The sequence below is a fragment of the Cobetia sp. UIB-001 genome (assembly GCF_044789135.1).
GTDB classification, from domain to species: Bacteria; Pseudomonadota; Gammaproteobacteria; order Pseudomonadales; family Halomonadaceae; genus Cobetia; species Cobetia amphilecti.
This window is the reverse complement of record NZ_CP058244.1, coordinates 3,757,340-3,777,650: the sequence shown is the minus strand read 5'-3', so window position 1 is coordinate 3,777,650 and position 20,311 is coordinate 3,757,340. Positions and strand designations below refer to the sequence as shown.

Annotated in this window: 16 protein-coding genes and 1 pseudogene; 16 read left to right on the top strand and 1 reads right to left on the bottom strand. The window is 62.9% G+C overall.

Annotated elements, in window-relative coordinates; translation table 11 throughout:
- Positions 1-4 precede the first annotated feature (4 nt).
- Complete coding sequence (gene map / locus HA399_RS15580; RefSeq protein WP_043333030.1) at positions 5-796, bottom strand: type I methionyl aminopeptidase; 792 nt, start codon at positions 794-796, stop codon at positions 5-7.
- Between the two features lie 315 nt (positions 797-1,111).
- On the opposite strand from map, the gene rpsB reads away from it, so the two are divergent.
- From rpsB to dnaE, 16 genes and pseudogenes are all read left to right on the top strand, one after another.
- Positions 1,112-1,846, top strand: coding sequence for a 30S ribosomal protein S2 (gene rpsB, locus HA399_RS15575; RefSeq protein WP_043333027.1), 735 nt, complete (start codon positions 1,112-1,114; stop codon positions 1,844-1,846).
- A 178-nt stretch (positions 1,847-2,024) separates the two neighbouring features.
- On the top strand, positions 2,025-2,894 hold the full coding sequence (gene tsf / locus HA399_RS15570; protein ID WP_043333025.1) for a translation elongation factor Ts: 870 nt from the start codon (positions 2,025-2,027) through the stop codon (positions 2,892-2,894).
- Positions 2,895-3,010: 116 nt separating this feature from the next.
- Positions 3,011-3,748: a UMP kinase gene (gene pyrH, locus HA399_RS15565; protein WP_225347344.1), complete on the top strand. Its 738-nt coding sequence runs from the start codon at positions 3,011-3,013 to the stop codon at positions 3,746-3,748.
- Between the two features lie 4 nt (positions 3,749-3,752).
- The gene (gene frr, locus HA399_RS15560; RefSeq protein ID WP_043333023.1) at positions 3,753-4,310 is read left to right on the top strand and encodes a ribosome recycling factor; all 558 of its coding nucleotides are present in this window, start codon (positions 3,753-3,755) and stop codon (positions 4,308-4,310) included.
- A gap of 54 nt (positions 4,311-4,364) precedes the next feature.
- Positions 4,365-5,108 carry a polyprenyl diphosphate synthase gene (gene uppS, locus HA399_RS15555; protein WP_043333020.1) on the top strand — a complete coding sequence of 248 codons (744 nt, stop codon included), beginning with the start codon at positions 4,365-4,367 and terminating at the stop codon, positions 5,106-5,108.
- On the top strand, positions 5,108-5,911 hold the full coding sequence (locus HA399_RS15550) for a phosphatidate cytidylyltransferase (RefSeq protein WP_054556524.1): 804 nt from the start codon (positions 5,108-5,110) through the stop codon (positions 5,909-5,911). The genes uppS and HA399_RS15550 overlap by 1 nt, the downstream gene beginning before the upstream one ends.
- On the top strand, positions 5,908-7,155 hold the full coding sequence (gene ispC / locus HA399_RS15545; RefSeq protein ID WP_404325448.1) for a 1-deoxy-D-xylulose-5-phosphate reductoisomerase: 1,248 nt from the start codon (positions 5,908-5,910) through the stop codon (positions 7,153-7,155). The genes HA399_RS15550 and ispC overlap by 4 nt, the downstream gene beginning before the upstream one ends.
- Before the next feature lie 88 nt (positions 7,156-7,243).
- Positions 7,244-8,599 (top strand): sigma E protease regulator RseP, encoded by a 1,356-nt coding sequence (gene rseP / locus HA399_RS15540; protein WP_404325447.1) that lies wholly within the window; start codon positions 7,244-7,246, stop codon positions 8,597-8,599.
- Positions 8,600-8,844: 245 nt separating this feature from the next.
- Positions 8,845-11,181 carry an outer membrane protein assembly factor BamA gene (bamA, locus tag HA399_RS15535; RefSeq protein WP_192839168.1) on the top strand — a complete coding sequence of 779 codons (2,337 nt, stop codon included), beginning with the start codon at positions 8,845-8,847 and terminating at the stop codon, positions 11,179-11,181.
- Between the two features lie 145 nt (positions 11,182-11,326).
- Positions 11,327-11,839 carry an OmpH family outer membrane protein gene (locus HA399_RS15530; protein WP_043333014.1) on the top strand — a complete coding sequence of 171 codons (513 nt, stop codon included), beginning with the start codon at positions 11,327-11,329 and terminating at the stop codon, positions 11,837-11,839.
- A gap of 92 nt (positions 11,840-11,931) precedes the next feature.
- Positions 11,932-12,969: a UDP-3-O-(3-hydroxymyristoyl)glucosamine N-acyltransferase gene (lpxD, locus tag HA399_RS15525; RefSeq protein ID WP_404325446.1), complete on the top strand. Its 1,038-nt coding sequence runs from the start codon at positions 11,932-11,934 to the stop codon at positions 12,967-12,969.
- Between the two features lie 193 nt (positions 12,970-13,162).
- Complete coding sequence (gene fabZ, locus HA399_RS15520) at positions 13,163-13,606, top strand: 3-hydroxyacyl-ACP dehydratase FabZ (RefSeq protein WP_043333010.1); 444 nt, start codon at positions 13,163-13,165, stop codon at positions 13,604-13,606.
- Positions 13,603-14,370, top strand: a complete 768-nt coding sequence (lpxA, locus tag HA399_RS15515) for an acyl-ACP--UDP-N-acetylglucosamine O-acyltransferase (protein WP_043333008.1) — start codon at positions 13,603-13,605, stop codon at positions 14,368-14,370. The genes fabZ and lpxA overlap by 4 nt, the downstream gene beginning before the upstream one ends.
- A 2-nt stretch (positions 14,371-14,372) precedes the next feature.
- Positions 14,373-15,524, top strand: a complete 1,152-nt coding sequence (gene lpxB, locus HA399_RS15510) for a lipid-A-disaccharide synthase (protein WP_404325445.1) — start codon at positions 14,373-14,375, stop codon at positions 15,522-15,524.
- Positions 15,525-15,625: 101 nt separating this feature from the next.
- Positions 15,626-16,270, top strand: a pseudogene (gene rnhB / locus HA399_RS15505) (ribonuclease HII); the annotation flags it as partial.
- A gap of 344 nt (positions 16,271-16,614) precedes the next feature.
- A complete protein-coding gene (gene dnaE / locus HA399_RS15500) occupies positions 16,615-20,115 on the top strand; it encodes a DNA polymerase III subunit alpha (protein ID WP_054556522.1) in 3,501 nt (1,166 codons plus the stop codon).
- Positions 20,116-20,311: the final 196 nt, after the last annotated feature.

Genomic DNA, 20,311 nt, shown 5'->3' with positions numbered 1-20,311 from the left:
TTGATCAACCCTCGAGGAAGGAGAGGTCCTCTTCCGTGCGACGTGTCAGTACCTCGACGCCGGTGGCGGTGACCAGCAGGGTGTGCTCCCACTGGGCTGAGAGGCTCTTGTCCTTGGTGACGGCTGTCCAGTCGTCCTTGAGGACCTTCACCTTGTAGCCACCGACATTGACCATCGGCTCGATGGTCAGGCACATGCCTTCCAGAAGCTCGGCGTCGGCACGGGCTTCGTAGCCGTCATAGTGCAGCACCTGCGGGTCTTCATGAAAGCCGGCGCCGATGCCGTGGCCGCAGAAGTCACGCACGACACTGTAGCCTGCCGCTTCGGCATGCTTCTGGATCGCGCGACCGATTTCTGACAGGCGTACGCCCGGACGTACCAGCTCGATGCCTTTATAGAGGCATTCCTGGGTGACGCGGCACAGACGCTCGGCCTGGATGCTCGGCTCGCCGACGATGTACATCTTCGAGGTGTCGCCGTGATAGCCGTCCTTGATCACGGTGATGTCGATGTTGAGGATGTCGCCTTTCTTGAGCTTCTTGTTGTCATCGGGGATGCCGTGACAGACCACGTGATTGATCGAGGTGCAGATCGATTTCGGGAAGCCGTGGTAGTTGAGCGGCGCCGGAATGCAGCCCTGAACTTCGGTGATGTGGTGGTGCGCGATGCGGTTGAGCTCGCCCGTGGTGACGCCGGGACGGACATGCTCGTCGAGCAGCTCCAGCACTTCAGCCGCCAGACGGCCGGCGACGCGCATCTTGTCGATTTCTTCAGCTGTCTTGATGGGAATGTTCATGAGGACTCGAGGCAGGAGATAAGAGGGATGAAACGCCGCCAGGCCGCGCGTGACGGGGGAATGGCGCGACGCATCGCATGCCGCGTCGGGCAGTGGCGACTTCATATCGTGGTCGAGCTATGGTATAAAGCCGCGCGCTTTCCTGCAAATTCTCCTCGATCGGCCACCTCCGGGCGCCTGGCCGAGGCGAGATTGAAGGACTGACGTACATAACCCCAATCCACACACGTTCCGTCACATGGTCCCGGGTGCCGCGCAAGCGGTCGGATCCATGGGGGACGTGGAGGCCCAACCCGATATCCAGGAGATATTCACATGGCGCAAGTCAACATGCGCGATCTGCTCAAGGCAGGCGCACACTTCGGTCACCAGACCAAGTACTGGAACCCGAAGATGTCCAAGTTCATCTTCGGCGCTCGCAACAAGATCCACATCATCAACCTCGAGCACACCCTGCCGGCGCTGAACGAAGCCGTGTCAGTGGTCGAGAAGATGGCTGCCAATGGCAACAAGATCATGTTCGTGGGCACCAAGCGCGCTGCCGGCAAGATCATCAAGGAAGAAGCTCGCAAGGCTGGCCAGCCGTACGTCAACCATCGCTGGTTGGGCGGCATGCTGACCAACTTCAAGACCATCCGTCAGTCCATCAAGCGCCTGCGTGAAATCGAGCAGATGCATGAAGACGGTACCTTCGCGAAGCTGACCAAGAAAGAAGTCCTGATGGCCACTCGTGAGCAGGACAAGCTCGAGCGCTCCATCGGCGGTATCAAGGACATGGGCGGCCTGCCGGACGCAATGTTCGTGATCGACGTTGACCACGAGCGCATCGCGATCAACGAAGCCAACAAGCTGGGCATCCCGGTCATCGGCGTCGTCGATACCAACTCCAACCCGGACGGCGTGGACTACGTCATCCCGGGTAACGATGACTCCATCCGCGCCATCCAGATCTATGTCCAGGCAATTGCAGGCGCCTGTGGCAAGAACAAGGAAGAAGAGCTGGCCGGTGAGTTCGTCGAAACTGCTTCTGAAGAAGACGCAGCAGAGTGATCCTGGCGGCTTGATCTGACTGTCACAAACGCTGCGCTACACTAAGTGCGGCATGGCCTAGCCAGGTGGCAGTCAGGTCAGGCAATGAGGGGGCCACGGCCCCCTTATTTGCGACCGTTCAGCGGTCGTGACCGAATTCCCGTATTCAAAGACGTCGACACGACAGAGGTTTCATCCCATGGCAGCTATCAGCGCATCTATGGTCAAGGAACTGCGTGAGCGTACTGCGCTCGGCATGATGGAATGCAAGAAGGCTCTTACCGAAGCCGGTGGCGACATCGAGCTGGCGATCGAGAACCTGCGCAAGAACTCCGGCCTGAAGGCCGCCAAGAAAGCTGGCCGCGTGGCCGCTGAAGGCGCCATCGTCATCAAGGTCGCCGACGACGCCAGCTACGGCGTGATGGTCGAAATCAACTCCGAGACCGACTTCGTCGCTCGTGATGACAATTTCAAGGCCTTCACCCAGCTGATCGCCGATCGTGTGTTCGCTACCAAGAACACCGACATCGCTTCCCTGATGGAAGGCGAGCTGGAAGACACCCGTGGTCAGCTGGTTCAGAAGATCGGTGAGAACATCTCCGTTCGTCGTGCCGAGCTGGTCGAAGCGCCGGCTGGCGGCGTTGTCGGTGGCTACGTCCACGGCGGCCGCATCGCTGCGCTGACCCTGCTGAACGGCGGTACTGGTGAAGCAGCCAAGGACGTCTCCATGCACGTCGCAGCCGTCAACCCGGTCTGTGCACGTCCGTCCGACATGCCGCAGGAACAGATGGACGCTGAAAAGGCCATCATCCTTGCTCAGCCGGACATGGCTGGCAAGCCGGCGGAAATCGCCGAGAAGATGTCCCAGGGTCGTCTGAAGAAGTACCTGGCTGAGAACAGCCTGACCGAACAGCCGTTCGTCAAGGATCCGAACCAGACCGTCGCCGAGTTCGTCAAGGCAGCCGGTGGTGAAGTGGTATCCTTCGTACGCATGGAAGTCGGTGAAGGTATCGAGAAGGAAGAAGTCGACTTCGCAGCTGAAGTCCGTGAGCAGGCCAGCCGCGCGTAAGGGCTGACTGTTTTCGCTTCTCATGATGGCGTGCGCATAGTCGCACGCCATCGTGTATCTGGCCCCCGCCTTCGGGCCGCCCCGTTCCCCGTATGTCAGTATCAGGAGAGATTCGCATGGCCACCATTTCCGCTGAACGCAATGCCAAGTACAAGCGCATACTGCTCAAGCTTTCCGGTGAGGCCCTGATGGGCGATGGCGATTTCGGCATCGACCCCAAGGTGCTGGATCGCATGGCGCTGGAAATCGGTCAGCTGGTGGGCATCGGCGTCCAGGTCGGCATCGTCATCGGTGGCGGCAACCTGTTCCGTGGCGCAGCCCTGCAGGAAGTCGGCATGGAGCGTGTGACCGGTGACCATATGGGCATGCTGGCGACCGTGATGAATGGTCTGGCGCTGCGTGATGCGCTGGAACGCTCCAACATCCGTTCACGCGTGATGTCTGCCATCCCGATGAGTGGCGTGGTAGAACATTATGATCGCCGTACCGCCATCCGTTATCTGACGTCTGGCGACGTGGTCATCTTCTCCGCTGGTACCGGCAACCCGTTCTTCACTACCGATTCCGCTGCCTGTCTGCGCGGTATCGAGATCGACGCGGATGCCGTCATCAAGGCAACCAAGGTGGATGGTGTCTACGACAAGGACCCGGTCAAGTTCCCGGATGCCGTGAAGTACGACAGCCTCAGCTACGATGATGCGCTGGACCAGAAGCTTGGCGTGATGGATTTGACCGCCATCTGCCTGGTACGTGACCATGACATGCCGGTGCGGGTGTTCAACATGAACAAGGCAGGCGCGCTGCTCAACCTGGTGGTGGGTGGCAAGGAAGGCACGCTGATTGATAGAGGGTAAGACTGTGATCAACGACATCAAGAAAGACGCCGAATCACGCATGAAGAAGACCATCGAGTCCCTCGGTGCCGCCTTCGGCAAGATCCGTACGGGTCGTGCGCATCCCAGCATCCTGGATGCCGTGACGGTCGATTACTATGGTAGCCAGGTACCGCTGAATCAGGTGGCCAACATCACCACCGAAGATGCGCGCACCCTGACTGTCGTGCCGTGGGAAAAGCCCATGGTGCCGAAGGTCGAGAAGGCCATCATGACTTCTGACCTGGGTCTCAACCCGTCCACCGCCGGTGACGTGATTCGCGTCCCGATGCCGATGCTGACGGAAGAGACGCGTCGCGGTTACACCAAGCAGGCGCGTGCAGAAGCGGAAAACGCCCGCGTGGCGCTCCGCAATGTGCGTCGTGACGCCAATGGCGACATCAAGAGCCTGCTCAAGGACAAGGACATCTCCGAAGACGATGCACGTCGCGGAGAAGACGAGATCCAGAAGCTGACCGACAAGTATGTGGCGGAAGTCGACAGTGCTCTGGAGCACAAGGAAACCGACCTGATGCAGGTCTGATCGGGTCTGCCGCCGGCGTTTGCCGGCGGCATCCGGTGCTCGTAGCGAGACCCCATGACGTCACCGAATTCCCCCTCCACGCCACGCCATGTGGCGATCATCATGGACGGCAACAACCGCTGGGCGAAGTCCCGCGGCTGGGCTGGCATACGCGGCCATCGCGCCGGTGCCGAAACCGTCCGCAGTACCATCCGTCGCGCTGCCGAGCAGGGCGTGGAAGTGCTGACCCTGTTTGCCTTCTCCAGTGAGAACTGGAAGCGCCCGGCCAATGAAGTCAGTGCGCTGATGGAGCTGTTTCTGCTGGCGCTCAAGCGCGAGGTCAAGAAGCTTCATCGCCACGATATCCGACTCTCGGTCATCGGCGAGCGCAGTCGTTTTTCCAATTCGATTCAAAAGCATATCCAGAGCGCCGAAGACATGACGCGCGGCAATCGCGGCATGCACGTGGTGATCTGCGCCAACTATGGCGGCCGTTGGGATATCGCCGAGGCCGCCCGCCGTCTGGCGGAGCAGGTCGAGCGCGGCGAACTCAAGGCCGCGGACATCGACGAGTCACGTCTCGGGGCGGAAGTGTGCCTGAGCGAGCTGCCGGAGGTGGATCTGTGTATCCGCACCAGCGGTGAGCAGCGTATCTCCAACTTCCTGATCTGGCAGCTGGCCTATGCCGAGTTCTATTTCTCGCCCGTGCTGTGGCCTGATTTCGATGCGGCGGCCTTCGATGAAGCGCTCAGCGCCTACGCCCTGCGTCAGCGTCGTTATGGCATGACCAGCGAACAACTCGACGCCGAGGGGCTCTAGTGCTCAGACAACGAATCATCACCGCGCTCATTCTCGCGCCGCTGGCGCTGTGGGGGCTGTTCGGCCTCGATGGTGCCGCCTTCGCCACCTTCACCGGCGCTGTCGTCGCGCTGGCCGCCTGGGAGTGGTCCAACCTGTCTGGCGTGCGTGCCGGCATGGCGCGCCTGCTGTTCCCGCTGGTGCTCAGCGTGCTGATGCTGCTGGTCTGGCAGTTCGATGGCGCTCTCGCGCGTTGGCCGCTGTATCTGGCGGCACTGGCATGGCTGGTCAATCTGCGCTGGGTAATGCGCTATCCGGCCGCCAGTCAGGAATGGCAGGCGACCGGCGTGCGGCTGGGCGTCGGCGTGCTGGCACTGCTGCCGACCTGGTTCGGCTTCGTGCAGCTCAAGGCCAGTGGCGGTGAGTGGCTGCTGTATGTGCTGCTGATGGTGTGGGCGGCGGATATCGGTGCCTACTTCTCCGGCAAGCGCTTCGGCAAGCGCAAGCTGGCACCGCGCGTCAGCCCGGGCAAGTCCTGGGAGGGCGTCTATGGTGGTCTGGTGGCCACCGGCCTGCTGGCGACCGGCTATGCGCTGGCGGGGCTGGCCGACTGGCTGCCGCTGCTGCTGGTCACGCTGGGTGTGACGGCCGTCTCGGTGCTGGGTGATCTGCTCGAGAGCATGTTCAAGCGCCAGCGTCAGATGAAGGACTCAAGCCATCTGCTGCCCGGACATGGTGGCGTGATGGATCGCATCGACAGCCTGACCGCGGCGGTGCCGCTGTTTGCCCTGCTGTTGCCGTGGGTGCTGGGAGGTGGTGCGTGAGCACGAACGTGAACCACGAGACTTCTCATGAGGCGCCTGCGCTGCAGCGCATCACCATCCTTGGCGCGACCGGCTCCATCGGGTCCAGCACCCTGGATGTGATCGCGCGCCATCCCGAGCGCTATCGGGTGCATGCGCTCAGCGCTGCCACGCGTCACGAGGCGCTGCTGGAACTGTGCCTGACGCATCGCCCGCAGGTGGCGGTGATCGCCTCGTGCGAGGCGGCTGCGTGGCTCAGTGAGGCCCTCAAGGGCGTCGAGAGCTATCAGGGCACGCCCATCGAGGTACGCCATGGTGAGCAGGCACTGGTCGACATCAGCGAGGCGCCTGAAGTCGATAGCGTGATGGCCGCCATCGTCGGTGCGGCTGGCCTGTTGCCGACACTGGCGGCGGTGCGGGCCGGCAAGCGCGTGCTGCTGGCCAACAAGGAGGCGCTGGTGTGTGCCGGGCAGCTGTTCATGGATGCGGTGAAGCAGCACGGGGCGACCTTGCTGCCGATCGATTCCGAGCACAACGCCATCTTCCAGTGCCTGCCGGCCCAGCATCGTGATGGCCTGGCGCCGATCGGCGTCGAGAAGCTGTTGCTGACCGCCTCCGGCGGCCCGTTCCGCGATGATGCCGAATGGCCTGCCGAGCGACTGGCCACGGTGACGCCGGACGAGGCCTGCGCACACCCCAACTGGTCGATGGGGCGCAAGATTTCCGTCGATAGCGCCACCCTGATGAACAAGGGCCTGGAGCTGATCGAGGCCTGCTGGCTGTTCGCCTGCGGGCCGGACGACATTCAGGTGGTCGTGCATCCCCAGAGCGTGATTCACTCGATGGCGGCCTACAGTGATGGCTCGGTGCTGGCCCAGATGGGCAATCCGGACATGCGTACGCCGATCGCCTATGCGCTGGCGTGGCCGGAGCGTATCGATGCCGGCGTCGAGCCGCTGGACCTGTTTCAGGTCGCGCGCCTCGATTTCCGTGCCGCCGACGAGACGCGCTTCCCGTGTCTGCGGCTGGCGCGCGAGGCCATCGCGGCGGGGGGTACCTGGCCTGCGGTGATGAATGCCGCCAACGAGGTGGCAGTGGCCGCCTTCCTCGAGGGTCGCCTGGCCTTCGATCGTATCCCGGCAGTGGTGCAGGCCGTCATGCAGGCGCGTCCGCCACTGGCGGTGGATGGCCTCGAGGTGATTCTCGCCGAAGACGCGGCCGCGCGTGAGCTGGCTGCCGCCGAGTTGGCCCTCGCCGGGCCCTGAAATCCTATCTTGCACTGTCTTGTCACTTTCTTCGTGAGCGTGGCAAGGCAGGCTGCCCATCTCGGGCACCAATCTCCAGGAGCGCGTGATGGGTGTGATCCAGAATATTCTTGCCGTGATCGTCGTGTTGGGGGTGTTGATCACCATCCATGAGTACGGTCATTTCTGGGTCGCGCGTCGTTGCGGCATCAAGGTGCTGCGCTTCTCCATCGGCTTCGGCAAACCCTTCTGGTCGTGGACCGATCGCCACGGCACCGAGTACGGGGTCGCCGCCATCCCGCTGGGTGGCTACGTCAAGATGCTGGATGAGCGCGAAGGGCCGGTCGATCCGGCCGAGCGTCATCTGGCCTTCAATACCAAGTCGGTGTGGAAGCGTATCGCCGTCGTCTCGGCGGGCCCGCTGGCCAACTTCCTGCTGGCCATCGTCGCCTACTGGGCGCTGTTCGTCGCCGGTACCACCACGGTGGTGCCGATGGTCGGTGCCGTGGCGCCGGACTCGCCGGCTGGCCGCGCCGGCCTTGCGCCGAAGACCGAGATCGTCGCCATCAATGGTCAGGCCACTCCCTCGTGGGATGAGGTCAACCTGCGCTTGATCGGTGCGATCGGCGATGACAGCCTGACGCTCACCACACGTGCCGAGGGTGCCAGCGCCACGCGCGAGCAGTCCCTCGACGTGACACGTTTCCTGGTCGATCAGGACCCGCCGCGCCCGCTGGTGACGCTGGGCATCACGGCCTGGCGTCCTCAGCTGCCGGCGGTGCTGGGACGTGTGCTGGACGGTGGCGCCGCTCAGGCGGCAGGCCTGCAGGCCGGTGACCGCATCGTCAGTATCGATGGCACCCTGGTGGTCGACTGGATCGATTTCGTCGAACGCGTGCGCGGTGCGCCGGGCGAGACGCTGTCGGTGCTGGTGGCGCGTGATGGCAAGGAAGAGACGCTGTCACTGACCCCCGCCAGCAATTCGCTCGATGACGGGCGTGTGGTGGGACAGGTCGGCGCCGGTGTCGAGAACGTCAGCTGGCCCGAGCAGTATCAGCGCGAGCTCAGCTTCGGGCCGCTGGACGCAGTCGGCCAGGCCGTCGGCAAGACCGGCGAGATGACGGTGCTGACGCTGGATTCGATCCGCAAGATGCTGGTCGGTCTGATCGCACCGTCCAATCTGTCTGGCCCGATCACCATCGCGCGTATCGCCGGCGACACGGCGCGCTCCGGCCTCGAGGCCTTCCTCGGCTTCATGGCCTATCTCTCCATCAGCCTGGGTGTCCTCAACCTGCTGCCGATTCCGGTGCTGGATGGCGGTCACCTGCTGTTCTATCTGGTGGAAGCCGTGCGCGGCAAACCACTTTCGCAAGAGGTCCAGAATGCAGGGCTGAAGATCGGCATGGCGCTGGTCGGTTCCCTCATGCTGATGGCCATCTACTTCGATCTCATGCGTCTTTGGTGACGGATTCGGTGAGCCATCAGCACTCGATGGCTCCCGCAGGATGAACCGAATCTGAACTGTCGATGCCCATGGGGGTCAATTCATTGCACGGGCTGGTCAATGCGATCAACTCCCGTCATCATGCCCACACGACTTCGGCCCCGATTGCCGATCCTCACTCGTAGCTGTCTTGTCAGTTGCAGGGGGTTGTGTATAAGGTGCCTGTTCACCCAAGCGGGCGGAATCCAGAGAAGCGAAGCGACTGCATGAAACTCAAGACCATTGGATTGGCAGCTGCGCTGCTCGGGGCCAGTCAGGGCGCCTTGGCCGCATCTTTTAAAATTTCGGACATCCGGGTAGAGGGCCTCCAGCGCGTGTCTGCGGGCACCGTCTTCAACGCCTTCCCCGTCTCCGCGGATCAGAATGTGGAAGAAGAGGACCTGTCCTCGGCAGCGCGTCAGCTGTTCGATACGGGCCTGTTCGACGACATCCGCCTCAAGCGTGATGGCGATGTCCTGATCATCGATGTGGTCGAGCGTCCGACGATCTCCAAGATCGAGATTGACGGCAACTCGCAGATTCCCGACGAAGACCTGCGCAAGGGCCTCAAGGAAGCAGGGCTGGCCGAGGGTCAGGTTCTGCAGCGCTCCACGCTGGAAGAGATGCAGCGTGAGCTCGAGCGTGTCTACCAGGCTCAGGGCCGCTACAGCGCGCGTATCGAGACCTCCGTCGAGGAGCTCGAGCGCAACCGCGTACAGGTCAACATCGACGTCAAGGAAGGCGCGATCGCCAAGATTCATCAGATCAACATCGTCGGCAACGATGCCTTCGATGACGAGACCCTGCGCGAACAGCTGGAGCTGGAAGACAAGCCGAGCTGGTTCTTCGGCTGGTTCTCCGATGATGAATACTCGCGTGAGAAGCTGACCGGCGATATCGAGACCCTCAAGTCCTGGTATCTCGATCGCGGTTACGTCAACTTCCAGGTGCGCTCGACCCAGGTGTCCATCTCGCCGGACAAGTCCGAGATCTTCGTCACCATCAACGTCGATGAAGGCAAGCCGTACAAGATCGGCAATATCGGCTTTGCCGGTGACCTGAAGATGAAGGAAGAGCGCGCCCGCGATCTGGTCAAGCTCGCCCCGGATGCTCTCTATTCCCAGCGTGATGTGACCGCTTCCAGCGAGGCGCTGCGCCAGGCACTGGGTGCCGACGGCTTCGCCTTCGCCAAGGTCAACGCGGTGCCGGAGGTCAACGAAGAGAGCGACACCGTCGATCTGACCTTCGCGGTCGACCCCGGCAAGCGTGCCTACGTGCGTCGCATCAACTTCAAGGGCAACACCACCACCGCAGACGAAGTGCTGCGTCGTGAGATGACCCAGTTGGAAGGTGCACCGGCCTCCACCGACAAGATCAAGCAGTCCAAGCAGAAGCTTGAGCGCCTCGGCTTCTTCAAGCAGGTCGATGTCGACACGCGTCCTGTCGCCGGCGAGCCGGACCAGCTGGACGTCAACTACAACGTCGAGGAGCAGCCGTCGGGCTCGATCTCGGCGTCGGTCGGTTTCTCCCAGGGTGACGGTGTCATTTACGGGGTGGGCCTGTCGCAGAAGAACTTCCTGGGCACCGGTAACGAAGTCAACATCAACGCCCAGAAGTCGGACGACTACACCAACGTCAGCTTCGGCTATACCGACCCGTACTGGACGCTGGATGGCATCTCGCGCGGCTACAACATGTTCTACCGCAAGGTGGATTACGACGATGATGACGACGTCGCCAGCTACGCGACCGACAGCTTCGGTGGCGGAATCAACTTCGGTTACCCGATCAACGAGCTGTCACGTCTGAACTTCGGCGGCGGTTACGAGTTCGTGCGCGTCAAGGACTTCGACGACAGCCCGGCGGAGGTCACGCAGTTCATCGAGGATGAAGGCGAAGACTTCAACCTCTACAAGCTGACGGCCAGCTGGTCACGCAACAACCTCAATCGTGGCATCCTGCCCACGGCGGGCAGCTCTCAGCTGCTGTCGCTGGAAGTGGCGGTGCCGGGTTCCGATGCGGATTACTACAAGCTCCGCTACAAGGGATCCAAGTACTTCGAGCTGAGTCAGGACTGGTCACTCAAGTTCCGTACCGAGCTGGGCTATGCCAACTCGTTCTCCGGCGATACCTATCCGTTCTTCAAGAACTTCTATGCCGGCGGTCTGGGTAGCGTGCGTGGCTACAGCTCCAATACCCTGGGGCAGTCCACCACCGAACAGAACGATGGTGACGACGATACCATCGGCGGCAACATCCTGATCGAAGGTGGGGTGGACCTGATCTTCCCGATGCCCTTCATCAAGGACAAGCGCTCGGTGCAGCCGTCGTTCTTCGTCGATGCCGGTAACACCTATCTGACGTCGTGCTACGACGTGAGCTCCAGTGACACCAGCAGCTGTGAAAGCGGCGTCGACCTGGGCGAGCTGAATTACAGTGCCGGTATCGGCCTGTCGTGGATCACGCCGGTGGGCCCGCTGACCTTCAGTGTCGCCCAGCCGATCGGTGACGATGACGACGATGACACCGAGATCTTCCAGTTCTCGCTGGGCCAGACCTTCTAAGGCCGTACGAGGCCGCACCCGCTTGAGCCGGTGCGGCCTTCGTCACGACCACCGGCGGCGTTGTCCCTGTTCCGTCGCCGGTCCTCGCACCGTCGGTCGCTGAGTCATCAGTGACTGAACAACAGGCCTACAAGGAGTTTGTGTGATGCGTAAATTGACCCGCGCCCTGTGTCTGGCTGGTGGCCTTGCCGCCATGGCGACTCCGATGCTGGCACAGGCCACCGAAGTCGCGGTCCTCGACTGGCGCCAGGCGCTGTTGAGTTCCGACTCGGCCAAGATTTCCATGAACCAGCTCAAGAATCAGCTGGCCGGCAAGCAGGACCAGGCCAAGGCACTCGCCAAGGAACTGGAATCCCTGCAGGCCAAGCTGCAGAAGGACGGCGCCGTGATGTCCGACTCCGAGCGTCAGTCCGTGCAGCAGCAGCTGCGCCAGAAGGGCGGCCAGTTCCAGCAGCTGCGTGGCCAGGTCCAGCAGCAGCAGCAACAGGCGGAGCAGACCTTCCTCAAGCAGTCCAAGCCGAAGCTCGACAAGGCCATCCAGCAGGTCGTCGACAAGCATGGCATCGAGCTGCTGGTCGACCGCAATGCGACGGTCTACAGCAAGGACGGTATGGACCTGACCAATGAAGTGACTCAGGTGTTCAACTCGCTCAACTGAGTGCATCCCGCGCGCGCAAGCGTGCGGGATGTGTTGCATCCGAGCATGCCAACGCGAATGCGAGCCAGAGGCGCTCAGCGCCCAGAGACAGAATGAAAAAGCGACAATTCTCTTACACTCTCGAGGATCTGGCTCAGCGGCTGGGCGCTCGTCTCGTCGGTGACCCGGCTGTCCGGGTCACCGGCCTGTCGACGCTGGTCGATGCTGAGCCCGGCGATATCGCCTTCCTCGCCAATCGCGCCTACCTCAAGTATCTCGGGGAAACCGCCGCGACTGCCGTGCTGCTGCATGAAAGCCATCTTGAAGAGTGCAAGGGCAATGCCCTCGTGCTGGACAATCCGTATCTGGCCTACGCTGAGCTGTCGCGTCTGTTCGACCCGCTGGCGGTCGAGCCTCAGGCGAGCGTGCACGCCAGTGCCGTCATCGACGAGACCGCAACCCTGGGGGCCAATGTCGAGGTCGGCCCGCAGGTCGTGATCGGTCCGGGCGTCAGCATCGGTGACAACACGCGCATTCACGCGGGTTGCGTGATCGGGGCTGACAGCGTGCTGGGCGAGAGCTGTCTGCTGCACCCCAATGTCACGCTCTATCATGGCGTGGTGATCGGGGCGCGTGCGGTACTCCACAGCAGCTGCGTGATCGGTGCCGATGGTTTCGGCTTCGCCCACGATGGCAAGGGCTGGCACAAGATCGCCCAGCTCGGCGGCGTGCTGATCGGCGATGATGTCGAAGTCGGCAGCTGCACCAGCATCGATCGTGGCGCGCTCGGCGACACCATCATCGGCAATGACGTCAAGATCGACTCCCAGGTCCAGATCGCGCACAACGTGCAGATCGGTGACCACTCGGCGCTGGCGGGCTGTGTCGGCATCGCCGGCTCCACCAAGGTCGGTCGCTACTGTCTGATGGGCGGCGGCGTGGGTCTGGCGGGCCACCTGGAAATCGCCGATGGCGTGCAGGTGACCGGCATGAGTCTGGTGACCAACTCCATCACCAAGCCGGGCGTCTATTCCTCCGGCACTGGCGCGATGGACAACGGCCTGTGGCGCAGAAATGCCGTACGTTTCAAGCAGTTGGATCAGTTGGCGCGACGCTTGAATCAGGTCGAGAAGAGTTTGAAGGACAAGTAGTACTGCAAGCCCGGGTAGTACCTGTCCAGAGCAGAGTCTCGCACCTGCTTGGCGCACTGTCGGGCAATGAGCGGCTGCCAGCCACGCGCAAGGACGCTATAATGCGCGCCATTGCCCGAACGGCGGTCCGGACCGTCATTACATGCCTGCCCGCGAGCGGCAGGCATTTCGTTATTTCAGAGGTTGCAAGCCAATGGTTATGGACGTCAACGAGATCCGTGAGTATCTCCCGCACCGCTATCCTTTCCTGCTGATCGATCGTGTCATGGACCTGACCCTTGGCGAGTTCATCGTCGCGCGCAAGAACGTCAGCATCAATGAGCCGTTCTTCAATGGTCACTTCCCGGAGCACCCGATCATGCCGGGCGTTCTGATCGTGGAAGCCATGGCTCAGGCGGCGGGTATTCTCGGCTTCAAGACCGTCGACAAACGTCCCGCCGATGGCTACATCTATTATCTCGTCGGAAGCGACAATGTGCGCTTCAAGCGCCCGGTGATGCCGGGTGACCAGCTCGAGATCAGCGCCCGCGTGCTGCGCGAGAAGCGTGGCATCTGGAAATTCGCCTGTCAGGCCAAGGTCGACGGCGATCTGGTCTGCGAGGCCGAAATCATCTGTGCCGAGAGGAAGGTCGCTTGATACATCCTACTGCCATTGTCGATCCCGGCGCCCGCCTGGCCGATGATGTCGAGGTCGGCCCGTTCTGCGTGATCGGGGCTGATGTCGAGATCGGCGCTGGCACGGTGGTGGGGCCGCATGTCGTCATCAAGGGCACCACCGTCATCGGTGAGCGCAACCGTATCTTCCAGTTCGCGTCAGTGGGCGAGGACTGTCAGGACAAGAAGTACGCCGGTGAGCCGACGCGTCTGGAAATCGGGGATGACAACGTCATCCGCGAGGGCGTGACCCTGCATCGCGGCACCGTCCAGGATGCCAGCCTCACGCGTATCGGCAGTCGCAATCTGTTCATGGCCTACTCGCATGTCGGCCATGACTGCATCATCGGTGACGACTGCATCATGGCCAATCAGGCGACGCTGGGTGGCCATGTCCATCTCGGCAACCACGTCATTCTGGGCGGCCTGTCGGCGGTGCATCAGTTCTGCCATATCGGTGAACACGCCATGGCGGGTGGTGGCTCCATCATCACCAAGGACATCGCGGCCTTCGTGATGGTCAATGGCCATCCGGCGGAAGCGCATGGCCTCAACAGCGTCGGCCTCAAGCGTCGTGGCTTCAGCCGCGAGACCATCTCCGCGCTGAACACGGCCTACAAGACGGTCTTCCGTCAGGGTCTGACGCTGGCCCAGGCCCTCGAGCAGCTGGAAGCCGAGCCGCCGCTGGCCGAGCGCGATGTCTTCATCGCCTCGCTCAAGGCGTCCACTCGCGGTCTGACTCGCTGAGCATGCGCATCTACCTGGTAGCCGGGGAGCTCTCCGGTGACATCCTCGGTGCCAGCCTGATGCGCGCGCTCAAGGCGCGCTATCCCGATGTCGAGTTCCGTGGCATCGGCGGCCCGCGCATGCAGGCCGAGGGCTTCGACAGCCTCTACCCGCTGGAAACGCTGTCGGTGATGGGGCTGGTCGAGGTGCTCAAGCATCTGCCGGCGCTGATCAAGGTGCGTCGCCATCTGTTGCGCGACGCCCTTGAGTGGCAACCCGACGTGATGATCGGCATCGATGCCCCGGACTTCAATCTGGGGCTCGAGCTGCGCCTGCGCAAGCAGGGCATCACCACCGCGCACTACGTCAGCCCCTCCGTGTGGGCCTGGCGTCAGGGGCGCGTGAAGACCATTCGCCGCGCCGTCGATCGCATGCTGACCTTCCTGCCCTTCGAGGCCGCCTTCTATCGTGAGCATCAGGTGCCGGTGACCTTCGTCGGCCATCCGCTGGCCGATGAGTTGCCGCTCGAGGATGATCGCGCTGCTGCCCGTGGGCAGTTGGGGATCGATCCGGAAGTGCAGCTGCTGGCGGTATTGCCGGGCTCCCGCGCCAACGAGATCCGCTTTCTCGGCGAGACCTTCCTGGCCGCCATCGAGCGTCTCTGTCAGCGTTATCCCGGCCTTGAGGTGGTGATCCCGGCGGCCACGCCGCTGCGGCGCACCGAGCTCGAGTCCCTGATGGCGGAGCGCGAAGGGCTGGATCGCACTCGCATCCATCTGGTGGATGGCCAATCGCGTGAAGCGATGACCGCCGCCGATGCCGTGCTGCTGGCTTCCGGCACCGCGGCGCTCGAGTGTCTGCTCTGTCATCGTCCGATGGTGGTGGCCTATCGCATGGCGCCGATGACGCATCGCATCGCGCGGCATATGGTCAAGACCGAGTGGATTTCCCTGCCCAATCTGATCGCCCGCGAGACGCTGGTGCCGGAGCTGATCCAGGACGCCGCCACGCCGGAGTCCATCGAGGAAAGCCTTGCGCCATTGCTGTCGCGTGCCGCCGGTGACGTCGCCCGCCAACGAGAACTGCGTGAGCGTTTCACCGCCATGCATCGTGAACTGACCTGTGATGCCAGCGCCGCGGCCGCCATCGCCATCGGTGAACTGGCCGGACGCTGATCCCGCGTGTCGCCGCCAGACATTGCGCTACCCTTGATTGAATCACCTCGACAGGCAGATCGCATTGGCGCTCTGCCTGTTGTCTTACGCCTCGAGATATCATGACCGACTCTGCCGACAGCCACGCCACTACGCCTTCTGCGCGCAAGCGTAAACCCGCCGATGATTTTCCGCCGCTGGTGATTCCCTATCAGGGGCAGTTGCTGGCCGGTATCGATGAGGTCGGGCGTGGGCCGCTGGTCGGCCCGGTGGTGGCGGCAGCGGTGATTCTGGACCCGAATGACCCCATCGAGGGCATCACGGACTCCAAGAAGCTCAGCGAGAAGAAGCGCCTGGCCCTCTACGAGCAGATTCGGGCCCGTGCCTGGGCGTGGGCGATCGCCGAGGCCACCAGCGACGAAATCGATGAGCTGAACATCTATCAGGCCACGCACCTGGCCATGCGTCGCGCCATCGATGCACTGGGCGTGCGTCCGGAATACCTGCTGGTGGATGGCAACCGCCTGCCGGGACACGAGATTCCCGGCATGGCGGTGGTGAAGGGTGATCTGCGCCACGCTGCCATCGGCGCAGCCTCGATTCTGGCCAAGGTGCATCGTGACGCCCAGATGGCGGCGTTGGATTCACACTTCCCCGCCTATGGCTTCGCGCGTCACAAGGGCTACCCGACCCGCGAGCATCAGGCCGCCATCGAGGAACATGGCATCCTCGCCCTGCATCGCAAGAGCTTCGGGCCGGTCAAGCGGCTGTTCATGTCGGGGCACGTGCCACAGGCCGTGCCGCCGGACGCGCTGATTGCGCTTCCGGCCCCGGAGCCGAGCGAGGCAAGCGAGGCGAGCCAGCAGCCCACGGCAAAAAAGCCGCCAGCCGTGGTCTGACTGATGCCAGTGAGACCACGGCATCCCCGTCAGTCGAGCCTGCCCGGGCGGATGCTGCGCCTTCAGATGCTATGCCTTCAGACGATGGCGCTGACAGGCTATCCTTGAAGCCCGAGACTTCAGCCTCGCAGCCGCCGGCGGCACCCGCAGCGACGACAGCACCAGCCGCAACCGAATCCTTCACCGTCACGCCGACTTCACGAGCCGATTCCATGACCACGCCCTTTGTTCACCTGCGCGTTCACACCGAGTTCTCCCTCGTCGATGGTCTGCCCGGCGTCAAGCCGCTGATCAAGGCGACCGCCGCGGCGGGCCAGCCGGCTGTCGCGGTGACTGACGAGGCCAACCTGTTCGGCCTGGTCAAGTTCTACTCCAATGCGCGCGCTGCCGGCATCAAGCCGATCATCGGTGCCGACATGTGGCTGATCAATCCCCAGGATGCCACGCGCCCGTATCGCCTCACGCTGCTGGCGATGAACGACACCGGCTATCGCAACCTCACCGAGCTGATCTCGCGCGGCTGGACCGATGGCCAGAAGCAGGACCGCGCCTACCTCGAGAAACAGTGGATCTTCGAGCAGGCCGAGGGCCTGATCGTGCTGTCCGGTGGCCGTGAAGGCGAGATCGGCCGTCATCTGCTGTCGGACCACGAAGACAGCGCCCGGGCACTGCTCGGTGAGTGGAAGGCGGTGTTCGGGGATCGCTTCTATCTGGAGCTGACCCGCACTCAGCGTCAGTACGAGGAAGAGTGCTTGCACCTGTCGGTGGCGCTGGCCGAGGCCACCGATACGCCGGTGGTCGCCACCAATGATGTGCGCTTCCTCAAGCGGGAGGACTACTGGGCCCACGAGACGCGCGTCTCCATCGGCGAAGGCAAGGCGCTGGATGACCCGCGGCGCGAGACCCGCTACAGCGATGAGCAGTACCTGAAGAGCGCCGAGGAGATGAGCGAGCTGTTCTCCGACATTCCCGAGGCGCTCGAGAACAGTGTGCTGATCGCGGCGCGCTGCTCGGTGACCGTGCAGCTGGGCACCTACTTCCTGCCCGAGTTCCCGGTGCCGGAAGGCATGACGATGGACCAGTTCTTCCGCAAGGTCTCGCATGATGGCCTGACGGAGCGCCTCGACAAGCTGTATCCCCATGCCAGGCATCCGCGTGACAGCGAGGCCTGGGCCGAGATCGAGCAGCGCTACCGCACGCGACTGGATTTCGAGCTCGACATCATCCTGCAGATGGGCTTCCCCGGTTACTTCCTGATCGTCATGGACTTCATCCAGTGGGGCAAGGACAACGGCGTGCCGGTCGGGCCGGGGCGTGGTTCCGGTGCCGGCTCGCTGGTGGCCTACGCCCAGAAGATCACCGATCTGGACCCGCTGGAATATGACCTGCTGTTCGAGCGCTTCCTGAACCCTGAACGTGTCTCCATGCCCGACTTTGACGTCGATTTCTGCATGGAGAAGCGTGACCGCGTGATCGACTACGTGGCCGAGCGCTACGGGCGCAACGCGGTCTCGCAGATCGTCACCTTCGGCACCATGGCCGCCAAGGCCGTGGTGCGTGACGTGGCGCGTGCCCAGGGCAAGCCCTATTCGCTGGGTGACAAGCTCTCCAAGCTGATTCCCTTCGAGGTCGGCATCACGCTCGAGAAGGCCATTGAGCAGGAGCCGCAGCTCAAGGAATTCATCGACAACGACGAGGAAGCCCAGGAAATCTGGGAGATGGCGCTCAAGCTCGAGGGCACCACGCGCGGCACCGGCAAGCACGCCGGGGGCGTGGTGATCGCGCCGACTAAGCTGACCGACTTCGCGCCGCTGCTGTGTGATGAAGACGGCAGCGGTCTGGTGGTCCAGTTCGACAAGAACGACGTCGAGGAGGCCGGGCTGGTCAAGTTCGACTTCCTGGGTCTGCGCACCCTGACCATCATCGACTGGGCGACCGAGATGGTCGACAAGATCCGTGAGCGGGAAGGGCTGGCGCCGCTGGATATCGATGACATCCCGCTGGATGATGCCAAGACCTTCGACATGCTGCAGAAGGCGGAGACGACGGCCGTCTTCCAGCTGGAATCCCGCGGCATGAAGGAGCTGATCAAGAAGCTCAAGCCCGACTGCCTGGAAGACATGATCGCCCTGGTGGCCCTGTTCCGTCCCGGCCCGCTGCAGTCCGGCATGGTGGATGACTTCATCAACCGCAAGCACGGTCGTTCGGAAGTGTCTTATCCACACCCGGATTACCAGCATGAGCTGCTCAAGCCGGTACTGGAGCCGACCTACGGCATCATCCTATACCAGGAGCAGGTCATGCAGATCGCGCAGGTGCTGGCCGGCTATACGCTGGGTCAGGCCGACATGCTGCGCCGCGCGATGGGCAAGAAGAAGCCGGAAGAGATGGCCAAGCAGCGCGCCGGCTTCATGGAAGGCTGTGCGGGCAAGGGCATCGACAAGGACCTCGCCGGCAACATCTTCGACCTGGTGGAAAAATTCGCCGGTTACGGCTTCAACAAGTCGCACTCGGCGGCCTATGGTCTCGTCTCCTACCAGACCGGCTGGCTGAAGGCGCACTATCCGGGGCCGTTCATGGCCGCGGTGATCTCGACCGAGATGCAGACCATCGAGAAGGTGGTGCCGCTGATCGAGGAGTGCCGCCATATCGGTCTGACGGTCACGCCGCCGGATGTGAACATCGGCGGCTACAAGTTCACCGTTGATCTGGAAGGGCGCGTCGTCTATGGCCTGGGCGCCATCCGTGGCGTGGGCGAGGGCCCGATCGATGCCATCGTCAGCGCGCGCGCCGAGGGTGGCCCGTTCAGTGACATCTTCGACTTCTGCAAGCGCATCGACGCCAAGAAGATCAACAAGCGCACCCTGGAAGCGCTGATCCGCTCCGGCGCGCTGGACAACATCGGCCCGTCGCGTGCGGTGCTGATGCTGGCGGTGGAGGATGCGCTCAAGGCCGCCTCCCAGAATCACGCCAACAACGATGTCGGCATTACCGACATGTTCGGCGACGCCTTCAGCGAGCCGGAAACCGATGTCTACGCCGGCTATCGCAAGGCGCGCGAGTGGACCGACAAGGAGCGCCTCACCGGCGAGAAGGACACGCTGGGACTCTATCTGACCGGCCACCCCATCGATGAGTACGAGGGTGAGCTCAAGCGCTTCATCAATGCACGCATCAGTGATCTGAAGCCGTCGCGTGAGCCGCAGCGCATCGCCGGGCTGGTGATCGCCATGCGCACCATGAAGTCCAAGCGGGGCGACACCATGGCCTTCGTGACCCTGGATGACCGCACCGGGCGCATCGAGGCCTCGATGTTCGGTGAGCTCTACGATCAGGTGCGCAACAAGCTGGTGCCTGACAGCGTGGTGATCGTCGAGGGCGAGGTCAGCCAGGATGACTACTCCGGTGGCCTGCGTCTGCGCGGCAAGGACGTCACGCCGATCATCGATGCGCGGGCGCGCTTCGGTGAGGCGGTCGAGATGAGTATCGCCGCCGAGGACATCGGTGGTCGCTTCACCCAGCAGCTGACCACCTTGCTGACGCCACACCTGGCCAGCGAAGGCCTGCCGATGCGCCTGCGTTATCGCAACGCCGCGGCGGAGGCCTGGCTGGAGCTGGGCGAGCAATGGCGCGTTGCGCCCAGTGATGAGTTGTTGATCCAGCTGGGTGAGGTGGAAGGCCAGCGCGGTGTGCGCCTCAAGTACCGTGACTGAGGTGCTGGCCCGCAGGATGGTGCCTGCCTCGCCAAGCGGCGGGGCAGGCGCAGCACCGAGATGAGCGGCGTGGGCGCAGAGTTAATCCACGCCTAACAGGCGGGCAAGGTTTGCACCTGTCGAACAGGGTGCGATAATGCCTGTCCATCTTTTCCGTACCCAATTCCATGCCGACTGTGACCGCCGCGAGCCACAG